Genomic DNA, 24,832 nt, shown 5'->3' on the forward strand with positions numbered 1-24,832 from the left:
ATGATGAAAAAGATAATACTAGGACTCGCTTGTGCGGTCGCTTTACTTGGTACAACGGTACAGGCGAAAGAAATCCGTTTGGCGTCGGACTTTACGTATCCGCCATTCAACTATAAAAACAGCGACGGTGTGCCTGTCGGGTTTGATATTGAGATAGCTGATGCCTTGTGTGAGCAAGCTAAACTCGATTGTACTTGGGTTTCACAAAGCTGGGATTCGCTAATTCCAAGTTTGTTGGCAAGAAAGTCAGATGTGATTATGGCGTCAATGCGTATCACCGAAGAGCGTAAGCGTAAGATCTTATTTACTGATAAGTACTACCAAACTCCAGCCGTGTTTGTTGCTGCTAAAAGCGCGGAGTTCAGCGTTGATGAGGCGGGCTTGGCGGGCAAAACTATAGGTGTTCAACAAGGTACGATTCACGATCGCTACGTAACCGACAAGTTTGGCAGTGTGGCCAACATTAAGCGTTACACAGGGCAAGATGAAGTGTATCTGGATCTGCAAAATGGTCGTCTAGATCTAACCTTTGGCAACTCGGATCAACTGTCATTAGCTTTCTTAGATAAAAAAGAAGGTGAGGGCTTTGAATTTAAAGGTAAAGCAGTAACCGACAAAGCCTACATTGGCGAGGGTACGGCGTTAGCACTAAGAAAGCAGGATTCAAAACTGGCGAAACAATTCAATGCCGCGATTGAAGAGATCAGAGCGAACGGTACTTACGACAAGATCGCCGCTAAGTACTTCACGTTTGATATCTATGGCGCTGATTTGTAATTCGTCTAACGCCTAAAAAACTAGAACACCAAAAACAAAAATCCGAGGGCTGTAAGGCTCTCGGATTTTTGTTGCAAATAATTCATCCTATTAAGCTTCTATCTATTGCCTTTATCTATTCTTGTTACCTAAATCCAGCCGAAAACCTTGCATTCATCACCTCACAAAGCACTGTTCACGACTCGCGTTTTCGAGCGAGGAAACCTTCTTTGTCGTGCTCTATAACTGAATTTAATGTCTTAAAATAACATAAATATATCGGTGCTTTTTTGCTAAGAGATTGTTCTAGAAGCAGTTGAAAGTAATCGAAATTCCCAAAAAATCCAAAGTAGAACTGATTAATGGTCTAATTAGTCCCAAATATGATTGGTATCACAATCAATTAGGTTCTCAGGCCAATAGATAAACCTTAGTTCACAAAATATACATATAGTATTGTAATACAAAATTCATAGGGTAAGAATATTGTAATGAAACGTTACTGCTATGAGCGATGTGCAATTGAACGTTAGATTTCAAACTTAGCTATAGCGTTGCATATAAAAACTGTACCTCTTACAAAATGGATTCTGGAGAAGAACATGAAAAAACACCTACTGACGATTGCAGCGGCTTCAATTCTTATGGCATTTGGCGCTCAAGCAAAAACTTTGACGTTAGGGCATGCAATGTCATTAGAAAGCGCAGCTCACCAAGGCATGGTGATCATGGCTGATAAAGTTAAAGAAAAATCGAATGGTGAACTTACGATTAAGATCTTTCCAAACGGTCAATTAGGCTCTGAACGTGACCAAGCGGAGCAAGTTGTTACTGGCGCGATTGATATGGCCAAAATCAATGGTGGGTTAGCCGAATCTTTTGAACCAACGTTTAAGGTTAATGCACTGCCTTTCTTATTCCGTGACGTTCCACATATGAGAACCTTCATGCGAAGTGAAGCTGCACAAGAGATGTTGCTTTCAAGTGAAGGTAAAGGCTTCATCGGTCTTACATTCTATGACTCAGGCACACGTAGCTTCTACGCTAAAAAAGCCATTAACTCACCGGCTGATCTCGCTGGTATGAAAGTTCGAGTTCCGGGTTCTCCAACCATGATGGAAATGGTTAACCTATTAGGTGGTAAAGCAACGCCTGTACCTTTCAATGAGGTATACACGGCGCTGCAACAAGGTGTAATTGACGGTGCTGAAAATAATATTTCTAGCTTAGTTGAAATGAAACACAGCGAAGTTGCCAAATTTTACTCTATGGACCAGCACATGATGACGCCTGACGTGATCATCATTTCTGAATACAAATGGGGTACTTTAACGGCTAACGAGCAAAAAATCTTAAAAGAAGCTGCTGCTGAGTCTCTTGAAGAGCAGATCAAAATCTGGGATGCAACAGATGACATGAACAAAGAGAAAGGAATGAAAGAAGGTGTCACGTTTGTTGAAGTTGATAAAGCCCCTTTCCGTGCAGCTGTTAAACCTATGATTGATGAGGCGAAAAAAGACCCTAAATTAGCTTCATTCATTGAAAAAATTGAAGTTCTGTAATCAGTCTTAGTGAAAATATAATTTTGCCTTGGCTTTGCTAAGGCAAAATTTTTTGAGGTATCACACCATGTTAGCAACTTTCAGAAACCTACTTGATAGGTTGATTCTTTTTGTCTCTTCTTTCGCATTAATGTTACTTGTCGTTACTGTCACTTGGCAGGTTTTTAGTCGCTATGTTTTGAATGACCCAAGTAATTGGACTGATGAACTTGCTCGTTATGCGATGGTATGGCTTGGATTATTAGGAGCAAGCTACTTATTCGGTATCAAAGGGCATTTAGCTATAACGTTATTGGATGGTTATCTTAAGGGTAAAGCGCACATAGCATTACATCTACTCATCAATGTGATTTCTGGCGCATTTGTATTTCTTGCAATGCTTCAAGGTGGCATCGCCTTAATGGGAAGAACCACACAACAACTCTCTCCAGCACTGCAATTACCGATGTCGACGGTGTATTCAATATTGCCGATTTCAGCCGTTATTATCCTCATTTATTTGGTCATGAATACGTTTGATCTTTTTTGTGAACCCAACAAAAAATAAGTTTTAAAAGGACTCTATATTATGGATTTGTCCATTGGTGTTTGGCTGCTAGGCCTATTCTTATTCATGATCGCGATAAGCATGCCGATTGCGATTGCAATTGCCATGTCATCTTTAACCATCATGTATTTCATCTTACCGTTTGAAGTCGCCAGTATTACTGCGGGTCAAAAAATCATTACCGGTATTGATAGTTTCAGTTTATTAGCCATCCCTTTCTTTATCCTCGCGGGGAATATAATGAATGTAGGTGGCATCGCGAGTCGACTCATCAACCTTGCAAAGCTCTTGGTTGGTTGGATCCCGGGCTCACTTTTTCACGTGAACATCTTCGCCAATATGATGTTTGGCGCCGTTTCAGGATCAGCCGTTGCAGCAGCAGCTGCGGTTGGTAAAACCTTAGGCCCAGAATTAGAAAAAGATGGTTATGATAAAAACTTAGCAACAGCAGTAAACGTTGCATCTTGCCCGGCAGGCTTATTAATACCGCCGAGTAATTCACTGATCGTATTTTCAGTGGTATCGGGTGGAACATCCGTTGCGGCGTTGTTTATCGCAGGGTATGTCCCAGGTATTCTAATGGGCTTAAGTTGTATGGTCGTCGCCTATTTCATCGCTAAAAAGAAGGGCTACAAAACAAGTGCGAATGACGGCTTCACAACTAAAGATGTGCTGAATATTGTTTGGCAAGCAACACCAAGCTTAGGGCTTATTGTAGTTGTTATTGGTGGTATTATTGGTGGTGTTTTCACTGCAACAGAAGGGGCATGTATAGCGGTTCTTTACTCTTTTATACTGTCACTCTGTTACCGAACCCTCAAATGGGCGCACTTCCCGATAATTTGTAGAGAAACCGTTCAGGTCACTGGCATTATGCTGTTTTTGATTGGTGCTTCTACCATCATGTCATGGGCTATGGCGTTTACCGGTCTACCAACCATGATCAGCGATTGGATGCTCTCTATTTCAGACAATCCAATTATCATCTTTATTCTGATGAACCTGATTCTACTGATTGTGGGTATGTTTATGGACCTTACGCCAGCCGTATTGATCTTTACCCCTATCTTTATGCCGATTGCTGAGCACTTAGGCATGCATCCAATTCACTTTGCGATGATGATTATCTTCAACTTATGTATTGGTATTGCAACGCCACCCGTTGGCACGGCGCTATTTGTGGGTTGTAGTGTCAGTGGCTCTAAGATTGAGAATGTTATAAGAAGTATCATGCCGTTTTGTGCCGTACTGATCGTCACACTGTTGGCTATTACTTTTATTCCAGAAATTAGTTTGGCTCTGCCTCGTGCGTTTGGATTAATCAATTAGCCTAACAAGGGTAAGGTTTACCGATTCAACATTGATCATCACCTAATAAAAAACCGCCTGTATGAAGGCGGTTTTTTTATCAATCAAAACTGAAGCTTAATATTATGCTTGCTGTTTTTGTAGCTCAGCTTCTTTCGCTTCGTCTTCGATTAGAGAGTCAACGATAACTGCACATGCTGCATCACCAGTGATGTTCAGAGCAGTACGGATCATGTCGAAGATACGGTCTAGAGCGAACAACAGAGGTAGACCTTCGATAGGGATACCAGCCGCTAGAAGAACTGCAACCACTAGGAAAGAAGGACCAGGAACACCTGCTTGGCCAACTGCGCCTAGCGTAGACGTTACGATGATAGCAACGTAAGCACCCATAGACAGGTCGATGTTGAACAGCTGTGCGAAGAAGATAGCAACTAGGCCGTAGTAAATTGCGTTACCAGACATGTTGATCGTCGCACCAAGAGGCAGAACGAATGAAGCCGTAGAGTTACGAACGCCAAGTTCCTTCTCTACCGTTTCCATTGTTACTGGCAGTGTCGCCATTGAAGAGGCTGTTGATAGTGCAACCGCTTGAGGCTTCTTCATTGCCACTAGGAACTTCTTAGCAGAAGTCTTAGTGAAGATTTGAATCATTAGCGGGTAAGCAACAAAGCCGAAGATCAGAATCGCAGCGATGTAGACAACGAACAGTTTGAACACAACCATAAGTGCGCCAAAGCCGAATGTACCCACAGCTTCTGCCATTAGGCCGAATACGCCAAGTGGTGCAATGATCATAACCTTGTTGATCATCCAAACCATAGCGTCAACAATCGCGTTTACGCCATTGATGATAGGGTCACGTTTCTCTTTCGCTTGTTTAGAAATCGCAATACCGAAGAATAAGCAGAAAACTAGAATTTGCAGAATGTTTGCTTCATTCAGTGATTGGAAAACGTTGGTCGGGATCATGCCTGTGATGGTTGCCCAGAACGTTGGAAGTTCACCTTTCGCAGCGTATTCAGAAGAGAACATGCCTTCAACGCCAGAAACATCGATACCACGACCTGGTTCGAATATTTCACCCATTACTAGCGCTAGTGCTACAGCAAGTGCAGACGTTAGTGCAAAGTAACCTAGAGTGGTCACGCCCACTTTACCTGCTGATGAGCTGTTGCCTAGACCAGCAGCACCTGAAATTAGGGCAACCGCGACTAGAGGGATAACCAGCATCTTGATCAAATTGATGAAGATAGCACCCAGTGGAGCGAACATAGTTGCGCTGTCACCCATCATCGCACCGACTAGGGTACCGATGATCATTGCAATAACGACTTGAACGCCGATGTTGCTTAGTAAACTCTTTTCTTTTAACACTTCCATAACCTCTGTGCTACTAAATATAAAAATCCCAGAACTACTCACCAATGTACGATGTACCATTGGAATAATATTTCGCGAGAAGTTTTACACGTATCCTTTACATTTATCAATATGAGCAGAGATGAAAGAACACCAAAAAGCAGTAATCAAATGTCAATTGATGATTTTTCACACTAAAGCAAACGATTGCTTTTTGATTTGTCATTATTTTTATAAATGATAGTGATGTTTTGGTGGGGTATTATAGATGTGCTACAGGTTTGTATGAGGTGTTGTTTTTATCAGAAATTTAACAATTGAGAGGGTTTGGACGTGTTCTCGGAGAAAAACTCCCACAGCGCAAATTATCGCACTAGTGGGAGCCTATTTATTATTTTTGCGTTGCCGCTTTCATTGGCGTAACAAACTCAGCAAGTGCTTTAAGCATTGCTTCTGGTTGTTCAACGTTGTTTTCAATTATTTTCACAACCGCAGAGCCAGAGATAGCACCAGCAGCGCCAGCTTCGATGGCTTCTTTTACTTGCTCAGGAGCAGAGATACCGAAACCAAGCAGTGCTGGTGGCGCATCAAACTTGTTCAAACGGTCAAGTAGGGCTGTCACAGGCATGTTTGCTTTGGTTTCTGCACCCGTTACGCCAGCACGAGAAAGTAGGTAAGTGTAACCACCACCTAGCTCAGAAACCGATTGAAGCGTCTCATCACTTGCTGTTGGTGGAGCAATAAATATTGGGTGAATACCAAACTTCTTAGCTGCAGCAACAAACTCGCCACTCTCGTTGGTTGGTACATCAGCAATCAATACTGAATCGATACCTGCATTCGCACAACGCTCGTAGAAGTTCTCGATACCACGTGCGTACACCAAGTTTGCGTACATCAGTAGGCCGATTGGCAGATCTGGGTATTTAGCACGAATTTGACCAATAAGATCAAAACACACATCTGGCGTTACTTTTGAATCTAACGCACGAATGTTTGCACCTTGGATTGTCGGGCCATCAGCAAGCGGATCTGAGAATGGAATACCAAGTTCAAGTGCATCAGCACCCGCTTCAACGAGTGTTTCCATGATCTTAAGAGATTGCTGAGGGTTAGGATCGCCAACCGTTACGAATGGTACAAATGCGCCCTGATTCTTTTCAGCTAAGCGAGTGAAGAGTGATTGATAGCGATCCATTATAATGCTCCTTTCTCTTTAAGAATGTCGTGTACAGAGAAGATGTCTTTATCACCACGACCAGATAGATTAACCACTAATAGCTGTTCTTTCTCTGGGTCATCGTGAGCCATTTTAACAGCATGAGCCAAAGCATGAGATGACTCTAGCGCTGCGATAATACCTTCTTTACGTGCAATCAATTGGAACGCTTCTAGCGCTTCGTCGTCGGTCACGTTGTCGTATTCAGCACGGCCAATAGCATTTAGGTGCGCGTGTTGAGGACCAACTGATGGGAAGTCTAGACCCGCAGATACAGAGTAAGACTCTTCTACTTGGCCGTTCTCATCTTGCATCAGTGGCGCTTTCATGCCGAAGAAGATACCGGTTTTACCGTGCTTAAGCGGCGCGCCGTGTTGGTCGGTATCAATACCTTTACCAGCCGGCTCTACACCGATTAGGCGAACAGTTTCTTCTTCAATGAAATCCGCAAACATACCGATAGCGTTCGAACCACCGCCGACACAAGCGATAACCGCATCGGGAAGGCGACCTTCACGAGCTAAGATTTGGTGCTTCGTTTCTTCACCAATCATGCGTTGGAAATCACGAACAATCGTTGGGAATGGGTGAGGACCCGCTGCAGTACCCAATAGGTAATGCGCGTCTTCATAAGTTGCAGACCAGTCACGTAGTGCTTCGTTACACGCATCTTTTAGCGTTGAAGAGCCAGAATGAACAGGGATAACCTCTGCGCCCATTAGCTTCATACGGAACACGTTCGGGCTTTGACGTTCAACGTCTTTTGCACCCATGTAAACACGACACTTAAGACCTAGTAGAGCACACGCTAGAGCCGTTGCCACACCGTGTTGGCCTGCGCCAGTTTCAGCGATGATTTCCTGCTTACCCATACGTTTTGCTAGCAATGCTTGACCAAGAACTTGGTTTGTCTTGTGAGCACCGCCGTGAAGTAGATCTTCACGCTTTAGGTACAGTTTTGTTTTTGTACCTTTTGTTAGGTTGCGTGCTAGCGTTAGTGCCGTTGGACGACCAGCGTACTCTTGAAGAAGCGTCATGAATTCGCTGCGGAACTCAGGATCGGCTTGTGCATCGATAAATGCTTGTTCAAGTTGGTCTAGTGCTGGCACTAGGATCTGCGGTACGTATTGACCACCGTATTCACCAAAGTAGGCATCGAGTTTAGCCATTGTGTTATTCCTTCAATTCTACTGATGTGTATTCACACCAAGTCATTTAATCTTGTTTGAGCTTCGCAAAAGGCAAAGCTCACAAATATGTTTTTAGTTTCTGCTTTCTGCTTTCTAGCGCCGAGTTTGGACTAGTAATTGCGAATCGCAGCAAAAGCACGCTGCAGCTTGTCTGCGTCTTTTTTACCTGGAGCTGATTCAACGCCAGAGTTTAGGTCTAACCCTAAGCAGCCCAACTTAGCCGCTTGGTTAGCATTTTCTGGGTTTAGACCACCCGCCAACATGATCGCGCTTTGGTTGTTGATTAGGCTCCAATCGAACACTTGGCCTGTGCCACCTGTTTGAGAACCCACTTTAGTATCTAGCAGGTGACGAGTCACGTTGCTTTCCAGTAATTCTGGTAGCGAGCTCTCTGCACCGTTTTCAGAACCAGAAGCAACACCGTAAGCTTTCCAAATCTCAACGCTTTCAGGCAGTGACTGTTTTAGTTCATCGACATATGCTTGAGATTCATCACCGTGCAGTTGCACTGCAAATAAACCTAGCTCAGAAACCGTGTTCGCAACGTCTGCCACGCTGTGGTTTTGGAACACACCCACGTAGTTCAAAGGTGCGCCGCTCATAGTCAAACGAGCAGCTTCGATATCCACATGACGCTTAGATGCTTCGACGAAAATCAGACCACCGAATACCGCACCAGCTTGATACGCTTTCGCTGCATCGTCAGAGTGAGTTAAACCACACACCTTGTTTTCACCCAGCGTTACTTTACGCACAGCAAGCTCAAGGTTTTTCTCAGCCATTAGAGAGCTACCGATTAGGAATCCATCTGCAAACGTTGAAAGGTCACGAACTTGTTGATGTGTGTAGATGCCAGACTCTGAAATTACGACTGCGTTTGGAGCCAGTTCGCGAATCAGCGGCGCCAACTCTTTAGTACGGTTCAAATCAGTCGAAAGGTCACGAAGATTACGGTTGTTAATGCCGATCACCTTAGCGTTTAGAGCGACTGCACGGTGAAGCTCTTCTTCGTTGCTGACTTCGGTCAATACACCCATGTTGAGTGAGTGAGCGACTTCCGCCAGCGCTTTGTACTCTTTGTCATCTAATACCGATAGCATTAACAAGATAGCATCAGCTGAGTAATGACGAGCTAGATACACTTGGTAGGTATCAACCATGAAGTCTTTACACAGGATAGGCTGCTTAGCAATGCTGCGAACTTTAGGTAAAAACTCAAAGTCACCTTGGAAGTACTTCTCGTCTGTCAGCACAGAAATCGCGTTTGCGTGGTTGTTGTAAACAGAAGCAATGTAGTCGAGGTCAAACTCGTCACGGATTAAACCTTTTGACGGAGAGGCCTTTTTACATTCAGTGATGAAAACCGTTTGTTCTCCGCTCAGAGCGTCATAAAAGCTGCGGTCTGTTGCAGTTAGTGACGCTTTAAACTCGTCTAATGGTTGAGTCTGCTTACGTGCTTCAACCCATTGGTATTTATCACGAACGATTTTTGCTAATACTTCCGCCATTTCAGCTTCTTTGACTGAAACGTGGGTCGACAGTTTATCGGTAGTCTGTGTCATGTTCTTTGTCTCAATTCGTCGTTCGTTAGGCGTGTGCAGCAAGCTTATGTACAAGCTCGTACGCTTTGCCAGAGTTCATCGCGTCAATCGCTTGCTGAGCGTTGGCTTTTAGGTCTTCGTGACCAAATAGACGCATCAGCAGAGCTACGTTGACTGCCACTGCGCCAACTTGAGCATCAGTGCCTTTACCCGTCAGGATATCAGTTGTGATGGCTTTGTTCTCTTCTGGCTCGCCGCCCTTAATCGCTTCAAGAGGGTGAGTGTTCAAACCAAAGTCAGCCGGAGTCACTGTGTACTCGTGAATCTTGCCATCTTTAATCTCAGCAACGATAGTCTCGCCGTGAATCGCTACTTCATCTAGGCCGCTACCGTGCACAACAGCTGCACGCTTCATGCCCATTTGCAGCATGGTTTCTGCGATAGGGCGTACCAGTTCTTTGCTGTAAACACCCATTAGCTCGATGTTAGGGCGAGCAGGGTTAATCAGTGGGCCAAGAATATTGAAGATAGTGCGCGTTTTCATTGTTTGACGAACCGGCATCGCGTGACGTACACCAACGTGATATTGCGGAGCAAATAGGAATGCTACGCCAAGTTCATCAACAGCCGTACGTGTGTCTTCAGCTGTCATCGCTAGGTTGATACCGAACGAATCCAGTAAGTCAGAAGAGCCTGATTTGCTCGATACGCTGCGGTTACCGTGCTTCGCGACTTTTAAGCCACACGCTGCGGCAACAAATGCAGAAGTCGTCGAGATATTGATGGTGTTGTGACCGTCGCCACCTGTACCTACGATGTCTGCGAAATCGTAATCAGGGCGCGGGAACGGGTTTGCATTCGCAAGTAGTGCTTTTGCTGCGCCTGCAATTTCATCGGGCGTTTCGCCTTTGATTTTCAGTGCAGTTAGCGCAGAAGCCATCAAGATTGGGTCTAGTTCACCATTGATGATCACATCAAATAACTGTTGGCTTTCTTCTTGAGTAAGAGACTGCTGTTCGTAAAGTTTATTAATCTGTTCCATGATCGTTTCCTATTTTCCAGTCTTTTCAAGGCGAAGAGGTTTCTCAAGAGCCCATTCGATAGCGTTTGCTAGAAGCGTTGCACCGTAGGTCGTCATAATTGATTCAGGGTGGAATTGGAATCCACACACCTTGTCTTGTTCTTGAACCACAGACATCACCAAATCATCGACTTCAGCTGTCACCGTTAGGCTATCAGATACATGCGTTGCCACTAAAGAGTGATAGCGAGCGATAGCCAGTGGCGAAGGTAAGCCTTGGTAAGTCGCATGGTTTTGGTGTTCCATCATCGACACCTTACCATGAATGATTTCGCCAGCGCCTGCAACGGTGCCGCCATAGGCTTCAACAATCGCTTGGTGGCCTAAGCAAATACCAATCATTGGCACTTTACCTTTTAGAAGCTGAATCAGCTCTGGCATACAGCCCGCATCTGCTGGAGCGCCAGGGCCTGGTGAAAGCAGTGCAACAGGGTTGTCTAGTTCGTTGATCGCCGCTTCAACTACTTTTGCAGGAATGTTGTTACGGTAAATTTTTACGCTGTGACCTAATGAACGAAATTGGTCTACAAGGTTGTAAGTGAACGAGTCGAAGTTATCGATGAATACAATATCAGCCATGATTACGACTCCTTCTTATTTGTTAGGTTCTTAGTATGAGCTGCTTGAATCGCTGAGATAACCGCTTGTGCTTTGCCGCGAGTTTCATCGGCTTCTGCTTGTGGGTCTGAATCGAATACCACACCAGCGCCAGCTTGTACTTGTGCTACGCTATCTTCAACGTAAGCAGAGCGAATTACGATACAAGTATCTAGAGTCCCTTCACCGGTTAGATAACCGACTGCACCACCGTAGCTACCACGACGCGTTTTTTCTACGTCTCGAATAAGCTGCATTGCGCGGATTTTTGGTGCGCCCGTTAGCGTGCCCATGTTCATACAAGCTTGGTAAGCGTGCAGAGCATCTAAGTCTTCACGGAGCTGACCAACAACACGAGAAACCAAGTGCATTACATGGCTGTAGCGGTCTACTTTCAGTAAGTCTGCTACGTGGCGAGTGCCAGCTTCGGCAATACGTGCCACATCGTTACGCGCTAGGTCAACTAGCATCATGTGCTCGGCGTTTTCTTTCTTGTCGGTACGCAGTTCAAGCTCGATACGGCTGTCTAGGTCGAAATCGATTTGACCGTCAGGGCGCTTACCACGACGACGAGTACCAGCAATCGGGTAGATCTCGATTTGGTTGGTTTCTGTCTCGTATTTCAGCGCGCTTTCTGGAGATGCACCGAACAGAGTAAACAGCTCGTCTTGCATGTAGAACATGTAAGGGCTTGGGTTGCTTTGTTTGAGTTCTTTATAAGCCGCCAGTGGGGCAGGGCAAGGTAGAGTGAAGCGGCGTGAAGGTACCACTTGGAATACATCGCCTTTAACTACGTACTCTTTTAAATCACGAACCGTTTGGCAGAAGTCTTCATCTGAAACGCTAGGTACAGCTTCAACGTTGTCTAACGGCGTTACTTCAGTGATGGCTTTCAGGGACTGACACTGAGTTTGAATGTCGGCTAGACGGTCAGTTAATTGCGCTTTGATGTTGTCATCTTGAGCAAATAAGCTCGCGTGAAGTAGGCCTTCGTTCTCTTGATGATCGAAACGCAATAGCGTTTCAGCTACGTAGAATACAAAGTCAGGACAATTGTTGGTTGCTTCAGCATCACCTAGTGGCTCAAAGTTTGCCACGATGTCGTAAGCGAATAAGCCCGCCATGAATAATGCGTGTTTGTTATCCGCGTCTTGCTCAAAGCTGTGCTGAACCAAACGCAGTGCATCGAATGAAGAGGCTTCTCTTAAACGTGAGTCTTCGTCTAATTCGTTGCTTGGTTCGATAAAAGTCAGCGTCAAAACGTTATCAGTAAGGTCAGATTTAATTTCTGCTTTCACGTTTTGAGTGAGATGTTCGATAAGCGCTTGACCGTTTTCAGTCAATGCTTGAAAGGTTACTTCATGTCCGCGACATACGATGCGAACAGCAGAGTCGATAAGGAGTAGGCTTGTCAGGTTCTGTTTAGATTCAATCTCGGCAGATTCCAACAAAAGACTATCAGTTTTGTTTTCACACAAAGTATGAAAAACGCTGGTTGGATCTTGCGAGTAAGGAACTGAGGAATTGATGACCTCAATGGTTCCCAGTTTTTTGATTTCAATGGCCTTGTTCACAAGACCTCCTTTATGATTCTTTAAATTTCCTGCCGTACATAGTCGCATAAAGATACCTTTCACCCAATCTAGAATATGGTCAATTCGATGATTTGTTAGTCAGTTGAATGTGAGATGTTCGACAAATTAAAAAGCCCGCTATTAAAGCGGGCTTAGTGATAACTTTTTTATAAACAAACTGTTTAATTAGAAGTACACGTTAGCCCACCAAGAACTTGTCCAAGTGCGCCACCAATTAAGCTCTGAACTTGCTTCTACTGAAGAAAGTTCTAAAACTTTATCTTTATGGTTTTGGTTAAATTCTTGTAACATGGTGAACCTATCAAATGTGATACTTCGTATTTGTGTACTAGTTAACTAGTTTTCCGCTTGCGGGTCAAGTGTGTTGACACAAATATAACGATAAAAATTGAAAACAATGAAAAAGAATATATGAGAATTGATCTACATAGTCATACAACAGCCTCAGATGGCCGACTTACTCCACCTGAGCTAATTGACCGAGCGCTTGGCTTTAACATCGAAGCGCTAGCGATTACAGATCATGACACGACTGATGGGCTTGCTGAAGCACGCAGCTACATTGCGGATAACAACCTTCCTATTCAGTTGATAAACGGCATTGAGATTTCGACTGTTTGGCAAAACAAAGATATCCATATTGTTGGGTTAAACGTTGATCCTGAGTCACCAGAACTCAAAGCGCTCATTGAACAACAGAAGCAACACCGTATTGGGCGTGCTGAGATGATCGCTCACCGTCTTGAGAAAGCGACTCGTGAAGGGGTGTTAGAAGAAGTTAAATTGATTGCGGGTGATGCACCAATCACTCGCGCTCACTTTGCTAAGTGGCTAGTCGACAATGGCTATGCGAAAACTATGCAGCAGGTGTTTAAAAAGTTTCTTACTCGTAATAACCCAGGTTATGTGCCGCCAACTTGGTGTTCAATGAGTGATGCTGTCACGGCTATTCATGCTGCTGGTGGACAAGCCGTACTCGCTCACCCTGGGCGATATGGACTTACAGCCAAGTGGGTTAAGCGCCTGCTAGCGGCATTTGTTGAAGCGAAAGGGGATGCGATGGAAGTAGCTCAACCTCAGCAAGCGCAACAAGAAAGACGCACACTCGCGGATTATGCTATACAATACAAACTATTAGCCTCCCAAGGCAGTGATTTCCATTACCCATCTCCGTGGATGGAACTTGGACGCAATCTCTGGCTACCTTCTGGGGTCGAAGAAGTATGGAAAGATTGGGAGTTTCAAACGGTTTCACCATCTGAATAGTCTTTAGGTGAGCCAGCTCCTTCTGATGATAGAGTCGAGAGATTCGATAACGAGGATCAACAATGAGCCAGTTTTTTTATGTACACCCAGATAACCCACAAGCACGCTTAATTACTCAAGCGGTTGCGATTATTCGCAATGGCGGCGTTGTGGTTTATCCAACAGATTCCGGTTATGCGCTGGGCTGTCAGCTTGAAAACAAACAAGCACTTGAACGTATCTGTAAAATTCGTCGCATCGATGACAAGCACAATTTCACCTTGTTATGTCGTGATCTTTCTGAGTTATCACTGTATGCACGCGTTGATAACGTGGCTTTCCGTCTGCTGAAAGCACACACGCCAGGTGCTTACACGTTTATCTTTAAAGCAACTAAAGAAGTGCCAAAGCGTTTGATGAACGCCAAGCGTAAAACGATTGGTATTCGTGTCCCAGACAACAAGATTGCACTCGACCTGTTGGAAGCGATGGGCGAACCACTGATGTCGACGTCTCTGATTCTTCCGGGTAACGAGACTACAGAGTCGGATCCAGAAGAAATTCGTGACAGCCTAGAGCATGCGGTTGATGTGATTTTGAATGGCGGTTACTTAGGTGAGCAACCGACGACCGTTATTGACTTCAGTGACGATGATGCCGTGGTTCTACGTCGTGGTGCTGGCGATCCTGCGCCGTTTGAATAATCGCTTTACTGATTAACAGTCTGTAACGATACAGCAAACCTGCCACAGTAAATAACAAGTGCTTTTTGGCAGGTTATTTGCGATAATACGCGACCGCGATTTGGTCGCGAAAAATTCATTCGACGTCTGTGAAGACGACAATTAGGTAGAAAAGAGTAAATGAGCGAAAAATTACAGAAGGTTTTAGCGCGAGCTGGTCACGGTTCTCGTCGTGAACTAGAAGGTTTAATCAAATCTGGTCGTGTAAGTGTTAACGGTCAAGTTGCGAAACTGGGCGAGCGTCTTGAAGACGAGAACTCAGTGATCCGTATCGATGGCCATACTGTTTCAGGCAAGGCTTCTGAAGAAGTGGTTTGTCGTGTACTTGCTTACTACAAACCTGAAGGTGAGCTTTGTACTCGTCACGACCCTGAAGGCCGCCGTACTGTTTTCGATCGTCTACCTAAGATCCGTGGTTCTCGTTGGATTTCAGTTGGTCGTCTTGATGCAAACACATCAGGCCTTTTGCTTTTCACTACTGATGGTGAGCTTGCAAACCGTCTAATGCACCCAAGCCGTCAGGTTGAGCGTGAGTACCTAGTACGTGTATTCGGTGAAGTGACTGAGCAAAAAGTTAAAAACGTTACTCGTGGTGTACAACTAGAAGACGGCATGGCTCGTTTTGAAGATGTTGTTTACGCTGGTGGTGAAGGTATGAACCATACTTTCTACGTAGCGATTAACGAAGGTCGTAACCGTGAAGTTCGTCGTCTTTGGGAATCTCAAGAAACGACAGTAAGCCGCCTGAAACGTGTACGTTACGGTGATATCTACCTTGATAAGAAACTGCCTCGTGGCGGTTGGAAAGAGCTAGATCTTCAAGAAGTTAACTACCTGCGTGAGCTTGTTGAGCTTAAGCCTGAGAAAGAGACACTGTTGGATCTTGATCCTTCAAACACTTCTCGTAAGCGTGAGCGTTCTCGTAGCCAAAAAATTCGTCGTGCTGTTAAACGTCACGAAGAGCGTGCAAACGCACCAAAAGGCCGTAGCAACCAAACTAAGCGTAAGAAGCCTGCAACTCGCGGTACTACAACACCTGATTCAGGTCGTAGCGCTCCAGCTGCAAACAAAGGCAAACCTCAGGCTAACAAAAGTAAGCCTAAACTGAACAACGGTCGTCCGGCTAAACCAGCTAAGCCAAGAACACGTCAGTAATTACGTAATTTATTGCGCGTAAAGCTTCATTAGCTAAAAGCACTGAATACTAAAAAACCTGCTCATTGAGCAGGTTTTTTTACGTCTAGAAGAAATAAAAGATTCGGGATGCGAGTAATCGAGTATCGAAAACATACTGCCATAATCGGCAGTAAGCATGCTCTTCGCATCTCTTATCTCGTTCTATTTACTTATGATTCGAGAAGTTATCGCCTTTCGCTAATCGGTCGTAAAGCACTACATTCACTGATGCTGCTAGGTTCATGCAGCCGTTGGTCGGAACGTAAATCGTCTCACGACAGAAATCTGTGATCTCTTTCTTTAGCGTGCCATCTTCTGGGCCAAAAATGTAAAACGCGCGTGGTGGGTGCTTGTAATCAGGTAGAGGCTTAGCACCTTCAATCAGATCAACAGCAACCGGCACGCAGCCTACTGGAATAATATCTTTCAGCTCTTCAACACCAATCAAAGGCAGGGCTAAGTGCTTTTCTTTGGTGTCGGTATGGAATTTTCGCGCATGGTCGTAGCGTGTGCCAGTGTAAAACACAGAGTTGGCGCCGTAGCAGCCAGCTGCTCGCATCACTGAGCCTACGTTTTCTGGCGTCTTTGGGTTAACTAGGCCAATGCAGGCATAGCCTTTTGATTGTGTGTCTGTTTTTGCTTTGGTCATAATCAGTGAATCTAACGTTGATGATGAAAGTGATGAATCACGATGGAAAATAGCGTGATAAAAATAGCCGAGCAATGGGCTCGGCTAACTTTTAACTCGCTTACATGAATACTTGTTTACTCATGCAGATGAGCGTCAACAGCGGTATTAGTCGCGTTTCCACAGCATGTGACAGAACTTATGTTCTGGATCACGGCTGATTAACATGCGAGCAAATACGTCGTCTAGAACGTCATCAGCTTCATTCACAAGACCAATGCGCACTTCAGCGTAGATCTCTTTGTCGACTTCAAAGCCAACATGTTCAACCCAATCATCGCCAGTTTCAACAAGCTCTGCTGCGCCACGATCTTCAAACTGAGCAGTGAAAAGAATCACGTCTGCAGGCTCTAGGTTGTCAGGTGCCATCTCTAGGAAGATGTCGTATGCAGTGTCAATTGCGTCGTCATAAGACATTAGGTCGTTAGCTTCGGTCATAATAAGTATCTTAGCTTGCGCGGTTCATGTATTTACGTTCAGCAGTGTTTACTACTACTTTGTCGCCAGTCGCGATGTATTCAGGTACTTGAATAGTAAGACCTGTAGAAAGACGAGCAGGCTTAGTACGAGCAGACGCTGATGCACCTTTGATTGAAGGATCAGTCTCTTCGATAACTAGTTCAACAGATGTTGGTAGCTCAAGCGTTGCAGCGTTGCCGTCGATAAGGATCGCGTACATGCCTTGAGTTTCTTCGTTGATGAACAGTAGTTCGTCTTCGATAGTCTCACCGTTGAAGATGAATTGTGTGTAATCTTCGTTGTCCATGAAGATGTACTCGTTGCCATCAACGTAAGAGAACATTACTGCACGCTTAGTTACGTCAATAGTTTCAACAATTTCGTCAGCCTTGTGGCGAACTTCAGTTTTAACGCCAGTTGCTACATCGTTACCACGGAAGCGGTAAATCTTTTGGCCGCCACGGCCGCCTGGTGTTGTTACTTCGATATCTTTAACGATCACTGTTTTGCTTTCTACTGTGATAGCAAAACCTTTTTTAATTTCACTTGCTCTAGGCATTTTGTGTTTGTCCTTAGTGGGTCTATCCGCTGATTATATCTCGGAGATGCTATAAATAGGAATAGCTTGAATCATAAAGTCACCTAGGCGATCATAGAGTTATAGTTAAATCATTATTTTATTTACCGAAACGACCTATGCAGCTACCCGTTATTGACCCAACACAGCCTTTTCAACCTGAATTTCAACCTGTGGTTAACGATCTGATTACCTTTCTAAAAGGTGGGTTAGGATCTAATCTGCACAGTATTTATATTTATGGCAGTGTGGCTCGTAAGCAAGCCGTCTTCGGTCGCTCCAATCTAGATGTGGTTGTGGTGACCCATCGACCGTTTCCTGACCAACGAACCACTTTGTTGAACACCATCAAATGGCGTTTCCAAAAGAGCTTCCCGCAGGTAACTCAAGTGGCGATAAAAACTACCTTAGTGAGTGAGATAGTCGATTTCGACAATATCTTCACTTGGGGTTTTATGCTCAAGCATTTAGCCGTGTGTGTGCATGGTGAAGACTTATCAGACTGCTATGGTGATTTTGAAACAAGTTGGGAAATCGCTAAGCACTGGAATATGGATGCGGAAAACTGGTTGGCGGTGTATCGCAACAAGATCGCACGAGCGACAACGCCAGAACAACAAGTCGCTGCGCAGGTGATTATTGCCAAGAAGCTTCTACGGGCGAGTTACTCACTGGTGATGTACCGCGATAAATATTGGTACGATGATCCTGTTGAATGTGGCCAACAGTTCTTGAAGTATCACCCAGGTCGAGAAGTCGAAATCCAAAGGTTGGGCATTTTACTTTCTGGTCGACCAATCCCTAAACGTTCGGTGATCGGTATTCTTGATGGCTTTGGTGAGTGGTTGATTAAGCAGTATCAGAAAACCGAGTTCAGAATCGGATAGAGATTTATAACCGATCCATTGATACTAAAAAGCAGAGTGTGCTGAAGAACATATCTCTGCTTTTTTCGTTTTAAGAGCATATTGAATATAGTGCTAGAACAAACCCAACTGCTGCCCACTAACTCTTTCAAAGTCTAAACCGATGAAGGGCAGTATTGCCTCTGCGACCGGTTTAATCTGCTTGTCGATATAGTGCTGATAATCGATACCACTCTTTAAATACTCCTTGGGCTCAGGGCCACTCAGAGTAATCAAATACTCAATGCGTCCTTTATTTTGGTATTGAAGAGGGCGCCCTAACTGAGCATTGATCTCATCGGCCATACGAGCTGCGCGAACCTGCGGCGGAATGTTCTTTTGGTATTCATGTAATTTGCGGCGTAAGCGCTTTTGATACACCAATAAATCATCATGTTTGCCAGCAGAGGTTTCATCAACAAACTGTCTGACGTAGTCGGTTGGATCTTGATCGTGAAACACCATCTCATACAAGGTTTGTTGGAATTGCTGTGCGAGAGGTGTCCAATCGGTGCGTGCACTCTCAAGCCCTTTAAATATGATCTTTTCTTTATCGCCTTGAGTGATTAATCCGGCATAACGTTTCTTCGAGCCGGTTTCTGAACCTCTAATGGTCGGCATTAGAAACTTGCGATAGTGAGTCTCGTATTCCAATTCGAGTATTGAGGTTAGGTTGTGGGTCTCTTTTAAATGATTCGTCCACCAATCGTTGATGTAAGCGACCAGTGTGTTCCCGATCTCGTCTGCTTTTTGCTGATCATAACTGCCGTTCAGAGACACGAAGGTTGAATCGGTATCACCGTAAATCACTTGATAGCCTTTGTCTTCGATCAGAACCTTGGTTTGCTTCATGATCTCATGTCCACGCATGGTAATTGAAGACGCTAACCGGGTATCGAAGAAACGACAACCAGACGAACCCAACACACCATAAAACGAGTTCATGATGATCTTAATCGCTTGAGAGAACGCTTTCTCGTTGTTCTTTTTGGCCACATCACGTGCAGCCCATAGGTTTTCGATCATCTCTGGCAGAAAGTGTTTAGAGCGGTGGAATTGCCCACCGCGAAAACCATCAACCGCTTGGTTTTCGTCTGGACCTAGTTCCAGTTTCAATCCTTCAATAAGCCCCATAGGGTCAATCAAAAACGAACGAATGATGGACGGGTATAGGCTTTTAAAATCGAGTACCAGAACCGAGTCGTACAGATTGGGAATTGAATCCATCACATAACCGCCGGGGCTCGCAATCCAATTCTCTGGCTCTAAGTTCGGTGCGACATAACCCGCTCTGTGGATTTGAGGCAGATATAAGTTAGTAAAGGCCGCAACAGAGCCACCAACGCGATCCAGCTCAACACCGGTTAATCGAGAGCGCTCAATCGCGAAGTCGAGTAGGTGAGTGTGCTCGAAGATGCTGTTTACCAGTACGCAGTCTTGAAGGTTGTACTTAGCGAGTGAGGGTTTATCGAACTTAAACATTCGGTTTATCTCATCCATACGGTCATGAACGTTATGGATGTCTTTGCCTTCCCCAAGCAGCTCTTGCGATACCGACTCAAGAGACCAAGAACGGAAGTGGTAGGTCGCTGTCTTGAGCATATCAATACCATCCAAGACAACGCGCCCCGGAATCGTGATAAAACCTTGCTGATTTTGAGCAGAACTGCGGAAAAAGCTCGGTTGGTTGTCTCTGCCGATGTTGAGCTTCACTTCGTTCCATTCTGAACGTTTGTGCAGCAGCCTAAAATCGAAGTCGATAACATTCCAGCCAATGATGATGTCAGGATCAAATTCAGAGAACCAAGCTATCATGGCTTCAAGTAGCGCTTTCTCGTTGGCAACCCATTGGATATTGGTTTCAGCTTGTTGTGCTTCGCCGACCATGATTACTCGGCTGTCCATCGGGCTGTCTAGGCCAATTGAATAAAGCACGCCTTTTTCCGAACACTCAATATCAAGCGAGACCACAGATAGACTGGGTAAGTAATCACCTGCTCGGCATTTTGCGTTTGAGACTCGACGATGCTGATTTTTTTGCACAGCAGATCCGGTGAACTCAATACTTCCCTTGATAAAACGTTCCATCAAGAATCGATCGGCGAGTCGAATATCGCTTTCAAAGGTTTGGATTTCTTCGTTGTGAAAGGCTTGCGCTAAACCAAAGCTGCTTCTCGACAGTGAGGTGTAACACGCGGCGAGAGGTGTTTGCTCGAATGTGGCTAATTCTAGAGGCTTAAATTGGCAATCGATCGACTCTTTCGCTGCGATTGCCTGACATGCCTCAACGTCAGATTGAGCGACAAAAAATACCGGTTTTTCATTTTGAATCGTCAGCAGAGTAGGGCCTTGAGGGGTGCTTAACCACAAGTCGATTTGTGTGCGCCCTGAAAAATCTCTTGCTTGTCTTGTGAGTACAAAGCCTTGCTGAATATCCAATGTAGTAACCTATTGAAATGGGGAATCGAATACTACCATCTAGCGACCTTCTGCGCACAAAAGGCAGTAAAAATACTAACTAAATTCTAGTTAGTAGAGGCAAATAACGGGACTCTATAAGCAAATAAGTGAAATTGTCGCGAATGGTTATTCAATGGTATTGAAAATATCTTTATCTTATGTAATTTTATTGGGTGTTGTTTTAACTGGTTGATTTTTAGAAAAAGCTTGTTGTTTTAGTTAGCTTATTTGTTAATAAGTACTTGCTAAAGTTCGTGTTTCAGCACATATTCAACAGAGCTTTTTTTTAGTAATTAAGTTAAGATGTACTCAATGCTGCGATCCACTGTTCCTTTGTTCAATTGTTTCAAACAGATGAAATGACACAGTGGTTGCAGAGCCAATTAATAGTGTGGAGATACAAGTTTGATAAATGTTTTCCTTGTAGATGATCACGAGCTGGTTCGCACAGGGATACGACGTATTATTGAAGACGTCCGTGGAATGAACGTAGCAGGGGAAGCTGAAAGCGGTGAAGATGCTGCAAAATGGTGTCGTACTAACAATACTGACGTTATTTTGATGGATATGAATATGCCTGGTATTGGTGGCTTAGAAGCAACCAAGAAGATCTTGCGTTTCAACCCTGATGTTAAAATCATCGTTTTAACTGTTCATACGGAAAATCCGTTTCCAACTAAAGTGATGCAAGCTGGAGCTGCTGGTTACCTTACTAAAGGGGCTGGTCCGGATGAAATGGTAAATGCAATTCGAGTGGTTAATAGTGGCCAACGATACATTTCACCAGAAATTGCGCAGCAGATGGCTTTGAGCCAATTCTCGCCTGCGTCTGAAAATCCATTCGCAGACTTATCTGAACGTGAACTTCAAATCATGATGATGATTACCAAAGGTCAGAAAGTGACGGATATTTCAGAACAACTCAATCTAAGTCCTAAAACAGTCAACAGTTACCGCTACCGCTTGTTCAGTAAGCTGGATATCAGTGGCGATGTAGAGCTGACGCATTTAGCGATTAGACATGGAATGTTAGACACTGAGACCCTTTAACACTGAGATCGTATAGTGACCAACTTGTTTGACTCAGTCTCATTCCTCAAGACAGTAACAGAGCAGCCCGGCGTTTATCGAATGTATAACGCCGAGGCTGCCGTTATTTACGTCGGTAAAGCTAAGAACCTCAAAAAACGCCTTTCCAGTTATTTCCGTAAAAAAGTCGACAGTGAAAAAACACGCGCTCTAGTTAGTAATATTGACAAGATCGATGTCACTGTAACGCACACGGAAACAGAAGCGCTCATTCTTGAGCACAACTACATCAAGCAGTACTTGCCTAAATACAACGTACTTTTGCGTGATGATAAGTCGTACCCTTATATTTTTATTAGCGGTCACAAGCATCCTCGTTTGTCGATACACCGTGGTGCTAAGAAGAAAAAGGGCGAATACTTTGGTCCTTACCCTGATTCCGGCGCTGTGCGTGAGACGCTACACCTAATCCAAAAGATTTTCCCTGCCCGCCAGTGTGAAGATACGGTTTATGCCAACAGAACACGTCCATGTTTGATGTATCAGATTGGCCGTTGTGCTGCGCCATGTGTTAGCTCAATCATCTCTGATGAAGAGTACAGCGAGCTTATCGACTATGTTCGTCTGTTCCTGCAAGGAAAGGATAAATTAGTCCTTGAGACGCTCATCGAAAAGATGGACAAGGCAAGCCGTGAGCTTCGTTTTGAACAAGCTGCCGCTTTCCGTGATCAAATCCAAGCGATTCGACGTGTGCAAGAACAACAATACGTATCTGACGATTCAATGGAAGATATGGACGTGTTGGGATTTGCTCAAGAGAATGGCGTAGCGTGTATTCATATCTTGATGATTCGCCAAGGCAAGGTTTTAGGCAGTAGAAGCCATTTCCCTAAAATTCCCAACAATACGGTGCGAGAAGAGGTCTTTTCGAGCTTTTTAAGCCAATACTATCTTGCGCATAATGAAGCGAGAACCATCCCAACCCGTTTGATTCTCAATGCCGATTTGATGGAAGATGTCACACCGATTCAAGAAGCCTTGTGTGAAGTAGCGGGTCGTAAGATTCACTTCAATACCAACCCTTCAGGTACTCGAGGTCGTTACCTTAAATTGTCTAATACCAATGCATTGACGGCTATTACCACCAAGATTAATCACAAGATGACGATTAATCAGCGCTTCAAAGAGCTCCAAGAAGTGCTGTCGATGGATGCTATCAAGCGCATGGAATGTTTTGATATCAGTCATACCATGGGTGAAAGCACGATTGCGTCGTGTGTGGTGTTCAATCAAGAAGGCCCGGTTAAACCAGAGTACCGTCGTTACAACATCACCGGCATTACAGGTGGCGATGATTATGCAGCGATGGCTCAGGCGCTTGAGAGACGTTATTCGAAGCAACTCGATGTCGACAAGATCCCAGACATCATCTTTATCGATGGTGGTAAAGGTCAGCTAAACCGCGCTCATGAGATCATTTCTCAATATTGGGGTGATTGGCCGTTTAGACCAAGAATGATGGGTATTGCGAAAGGCGTGACGCGTAAACCGGGTTTAGAAACTTTGGTAACCCTTGAAGGTGAAGAGTTTAATTTACCTAGCGATGCACCAGCGCTGCATCTTATCCAGCACATTCGTGATGAGAGCCATAATCATGCGATTGCAGGGCACAGGGCGAAACGTGGTAAAACGCGCAGAACCAGTGCTTTGGAAGGAATTGAAGGGGTAGGACCTAAACGTCGTCAAGCTTTGCTGAAATATATGGGTGGCTTACAAGAACTTAAGCGTGCAACTGTCGAAGAAATAGCCAAAGTGCCGGGCATTAGTCATTCTTTGGCAGAAAACATTTATCAAGCATTGAAACAATAGTAAAAATCCCGCACCATTAAAGCGCAATTAATAAGAGCCCAATAATATGCGTTTGAATATACCTAACATTTTGTCCTTACTGAGACTATTTTTGATCCCAGTATTCGTTGTCGTTTTCTATCTACCTTATCAATGGGCTCCTTTCGCTGCTGCGATGGTGTTTTGGGTAGCCGGTTTCACTGATTGGCTAGATGGCATGCTAGCTCGTAAGTTAGGGCAAACGTCTCGCTTCGGTGCCTTCATTGACCCTGTGGCTGACAAAGTGTTGGTCGCTACGGCTCTTATCCTGATTACAGAGCATTACCACTCTATTTGGATAACTATTCCAGCCGTGACCATGATTGCTCGTGAGATCATCATTTCAGCGCTTCGTGAATGGATGGCTGAAATCGGTAAACGCGCAAGTGTTGCGGTATCTTGGGTTGGTAAAGTCAAAACGGTTTCTCAGATGTTCGCTCTTTGGGTACTTATCTGGAGATACGACGACTGGATGGTGTGGGTAGGTTACATTGCACTGTATGTCGCCACCGTTCTTACTTATTGGTCAATGGCACAATACTTGATGGCTGCCAAAGACGATTTGTTAGACGAAAAACATCATTGATGAAGAAGCGAGCTGAGGCTCGCTTTTTTGATCTTTAACCTAAGGTTAAGTTATCAATAGTGGATATCTAATGTGATATAGATCTCCTTTGAATAACCCGCTCACAGTGTGTTTTGAACATAAAGTCAGCTATTTGGCCTGTTTCGTATGAAATCTATTCAAACGAATTAAAAATACAAAAATAATATTGACTCAATCGTCTGAATCCGTAGAATGCATCCCGTACCTAAGAGGATGGCAATGAGCGATTCGATTGGAGTTACTAAGGCGCCTTGGCAGAGTGGCTATGCAGCGGATTGCAAATCCGTGGACCTCGGTT

General features: G+C 44.5%; 23 protein-coding genes and 1 other annotated feature. Of the genes, 11 read left to right on the forward strand and 12 right to left on the reverse strand.

The features are described from left to right. Positions 1-3: 3 nt before the first annotated feature. From AB6D58_RS03230 to AB6D58_RS03245, 4 genes are all read left to right on the forward strand, one after another. Entirely contained in the window at positions 4-777 is a 774-nt protein-coding gene (locus tag AB6D58_RS03230; protein ID WP_102393430.1) for an ABC transporter substrate-binding protein, read from the forward strand. Between the two features lie 581 nt (positions 778-1,358). Continuing rightward, a complete protein-coding gene (locus tag AB6D58_RS03235) occupies positions 1,359-2,318 on the forward strand; it encodes a TRAP transporter substrate-binding protein (protein WP_102393387.1) in 960 nt (319 codons plus the stop codon). 67 nt (positions 2,319-2,385) lie between these two features. Continuing rightward, positions 2,386-2,865, forward strand: coding sequence for a TRAP transporter small permease (locus tag AB6D58_RS03240; protein WP_048613908.1), 480 nt, complete (start codon positions 2,386-2,388; stop codon positions 2,863-2,865). A gap of 21 nt (positions 2,866-2,886) precedes the next feature. Continuing rightward, positions 2,887-4,194 (forward strand): TRAP transporter large permease, encoded by a 1,308-nt coding sequence (locus AB6D58_RS03245; protein WP_102393388.1) that lies wholly within the window; start codon positions 2,887-2,889, stop codon positions 4,192-4,194. Between the two features lie 102 nt (positions 4,195-4,296). Here AB6D58_RS03245 and AB6D58_RS03250 read toward each other — a convergent pair whose 3' ends face one another. The 8 genes from AB6D58_RS03250 to AB6D58_RS03285 form a co-directional block, all read right to left on the reverse strand. Continuing rightward, a complete protein-coding gene (locus AB6D58_RS03250) occupies positions 4,297-5,616 on the reverse strand; it encodes a dicarboxylate/amino acid:cation symporter (RefSeq protein WP_321163247.1) in 1,320 nt (439 codons plus the stop codon). A 310-nt stretch (positions 5,617-5,926) separates the two neighbouring features. Then, positions 5,927-6,733, reverse strand: coding sequence for a tryptophan synthase subunit alpha (gene trpA / locus AB6D58_RS03255; protein WP_017070760.1), 807 nt, complete (start codon positions 6,731-6,733; stop codon positions 5,927-5,929). Next, positions 6,733-7,923, reverse strand: a complete 1,191-nt coding sequence (gene trpB / locus AB6D58_RS03260) for a tryptophan synthase subunit beta (RefSeq protein WP_102393389.1) — start codon at positions 7,921-7,923, stop codon at positions 6,733-6,735. The genes trpA and trpB overlap by 1 nt, the downstream gene beginning before the upstream one ends. A gap of 131 nt (positions 7,924-8,054) precedes the next feature. Further along, positions 8,055-9,506 (reverse strand): bifunctional indole-3-glycerol-phosphate synthase TrpC/phosphoribosylanthranilate isomerase TrpF, encoded by a 1,452-nt coding sequence (gene trpCF, locus AB6D58_RS03265; protein WP_102393390.1) that lies wholly within the window; start codon positions 9,504-9,506, stop codon positions 8,055-8,057. Between the two features lie 25 nt (positions 9,507-9,531). Further along, positions 9,532-10,527 (reverse strand): anthranilate phosphoribosyltransferase, encoded by a 996-nt coding sequence (gene trpD, locus AB6D58_RS03270; RefSeq protein ID WP_102393391.1) that lies wholly within the window; start codon positions 10,525-10,527, stop codon positions 9,532-9,534. 9 nt (positions 10,528-10,536) lie between these two features. After that, the gene (locus AB6D58_RS03275; RefSeq protein ID WP_017063544.1) at positions 10,537-11,145 is read right to left on the reverse strand and encodes an aminodeoxychorismate/anthranilate synthase component II; all 609 of its coding nucleotides are present in this window, start codon (positions 11,143-11,145) and stop codon (positions 10,537-10,539) included. Positions 11,146-11,147: 2 nt separating this feature from the next. Beyond that, positions 11,148-12,737 carry an anthranilate synthase component 1 gene (locus AB6D58_RS03280; RefSeq protein WP_102393392.1) on the reverse strand — a complete coding sequence of 530 codons (1,590 nt, stop codon included), beginning with the start codon at positions 12,735-12,737 and terminating at the stop codon, positions 11,148-11,150. Positions 12,738-12,862: 125 nt separating this feature from the next. After that, positions 12,863-12,977: a sequence feature (Trp leader region), on the reverse strand. Continuing rightward, complete coding sequence (locus tag AB6D58_RS03285) at positions 12,924-13,049, reverse strand: trp operon leader peptide (protein ID WP_009848753.1); 126 nt, start codon at positions 13,047-13,049, stop codon at positions 12,924-12,926. Its footprint overlaps the feature before it by 54 nt. A gap of 120 nt (positions 13,050-13,169) precedes the next feature. Between AB6D58_RS03285 and rnm the strand changes: the two genes are divergently transcribed. From rnm to rluB, 3 genes are all read left to right on the forward strand, one after another. Continuing rightward, the gene (gene rnm, locus AB6D58_RS03290) at positions 13,170-14,024 is read left to right on the forward strand and encodes an RNase RNM (RefSeq protein WP_017061496.1); all 855 of its coding nucleotides are present in this window, start codon (positions 13,170-13,172) and stop codon (positions 14,022-14,024) included. A 62-nt stretch (positions 14,025-14,086) separates the two neighbouring features. Then, a complete protein-coding gene (locus tag AB6D58_RS03295; protein WP_009848751.1) occupies positions 14,087-14,707 on the forward strand; it encodes an L-threonylcarbamoyladenylate synthase in 621 nt (206 codons plus the stop codon). 159 nt (positions 14,708-14,866) lie between these two features. Continuing rightward, complete coding sequence (gene rluB / locus AB6D58_RS03300) at positions 14,867-15,901, forward strand: 23S rRNA pseudouridine(2605) synthase RluB (RefSeq protein ID WP_017055112.1); 1,035 nt, start codon at positions 14,867-14,869, stop codon at positions 15,899-15,901. A gap of 187 nt (positions 15,902-16,088) precedes the next feature. Here the strand turns inward: rluB and AB6D58_RS03305 are convergent, their stop codons facing one another. The 3 genes from AB6D58_RS03305 to yeiP all read right to left on the reverse strand — a co-directional run bounded on the left by AB6D58_RS03305 (position 16,089) and on the right by yeiP (position 17,628). Then, a complete protein-coding gene (locus AB6D58_RS03305) occupies positions 16,089-16,571 on the reverse strand; it encodes an RNA methyltransferase (protein WP_017061495.1) in 483 nt (160 codons plus the stop codon). Between the two features lie 147 nt (positions 16,572-16,718). Then, positions 16,719-17,048: an HI1450 family dsDNA-mimic protein gene (locus tag AB6D58_RS03310; RefSeq protein ID WP_004741258.1), complete on the reverse strand. Its 330-nt coding sequence runs from the start codon at positions 17,046-17,048 to the stop codon at positions 16,719-16,721. Between the two features lie 10 nt (positions 17,049-17,058). Beyond that, positions 17,059-17,628: an elongation factor P-like protein YeiP gene (gene yeiP, locus AB6D58_RS03315; protein WP_017055115.1), complete on the reverse strand. Its 570-nt coding sequence runs from the start codon at positions 17,626-17,628 to the stop codon at positions 17,059-17,061. A gap of 137 nt (positions 17,629-17,765) precedes the next feature. Here yeiP and AB6D58_RS03320 point away from each other — a divergent pair, with 137 nt between their 5' ends. After that, positions 17,766-18,533: a nucleotidyltransferase gene (locus AB6D58_RS03320; RefSeq protein WP_102393393.1), complete on the forward strand. Its 768-nt coding sequence runs from the start codon at positions 17,766-17,768 to the stop codon at positions 18,531-18,533. 93 nt (positions 18,534-18,626) lie between these two features. Here the strand turns inward: AB6D58_RS03320 and AB6D58_RS03325 are convergent, their stop codons facing one another. Then, entirely contained in the window at positions 18,627-20,990 is a 2,364-nt protein-coding gene (locus tag AB6D58_RS03325; RefSeq protein WP_102393394.1) for a DNA polymerase II, read from the reverse strand. A gap of 426 nt (positions 20,991-21,416) precedes the next feature. On the opposite strand from AB6D58_RS03325, the gene uvrY reads away from it, so the two are divergent. Genes uvrY through pgsA form a run of 3 tightly spaced genes read left to right on the forward strand, consistent with a single transcriptional unit; the run spans position 21,417 to position 24,513 of the window. Continuing rightward, the gene (gene uvrY, locus AB6D58_RS03330) at positions 21,417-22,061 is read left to right on the forward strand and encodes a UvrY/SirA/GacA family response regulator transcription factor (RefSeq protein ID WP_004729778.1); all 645 of its coding nucleotides are present in this window, start codon (positions 21,417-21,419) and stop codon (positions 22,059-22,061) included. A gap of 15 nt (positions 22,062-22,076) precedes the next feature. Next, on the forward strand, positions 22,077-23,909 hold the full coding sequence (uvrC, locus tag AB6D58_RS03335) for an excinuclease ABC subunit UvrC (protein ID WP_102393395.1): 1,833 nt from the start codon (positions 22,077-22,079) through the stop codon (positions 23,907-23,909). 46 nt (positions 23,910-23,955) lie between these two features. After that, the gene (pgsA, locus tag AB6D58_RS03340) at positions 23,956-24,513 is read left to right on the forward strand and encodes a CDP-diacylglycerol--glycerol-3-phosphate 3-phosphatidyltransferase (protein ID WP_017061490.1); all 558 of its coding nucleotides are present in this window, start codon (positions 23,956-23,958) and stop codon (positions 24,511-24,513) included. The last annotated feature ends 319 nt before the right edge of the window (positions 24,514-24,832 follow it).

The sequence above is a fragment of the Vibrio sp. 10N.239.312.D08 genome, assembly GCF_041466145.1.
In the GTDB taxonomy this organism is placed as follows: Bacteria; Pseudomonadota; Gammaproteobacteria; order Enterobacterales; family Vibrionaceae; genus Vibrio; species Vibrio crassostreae_C.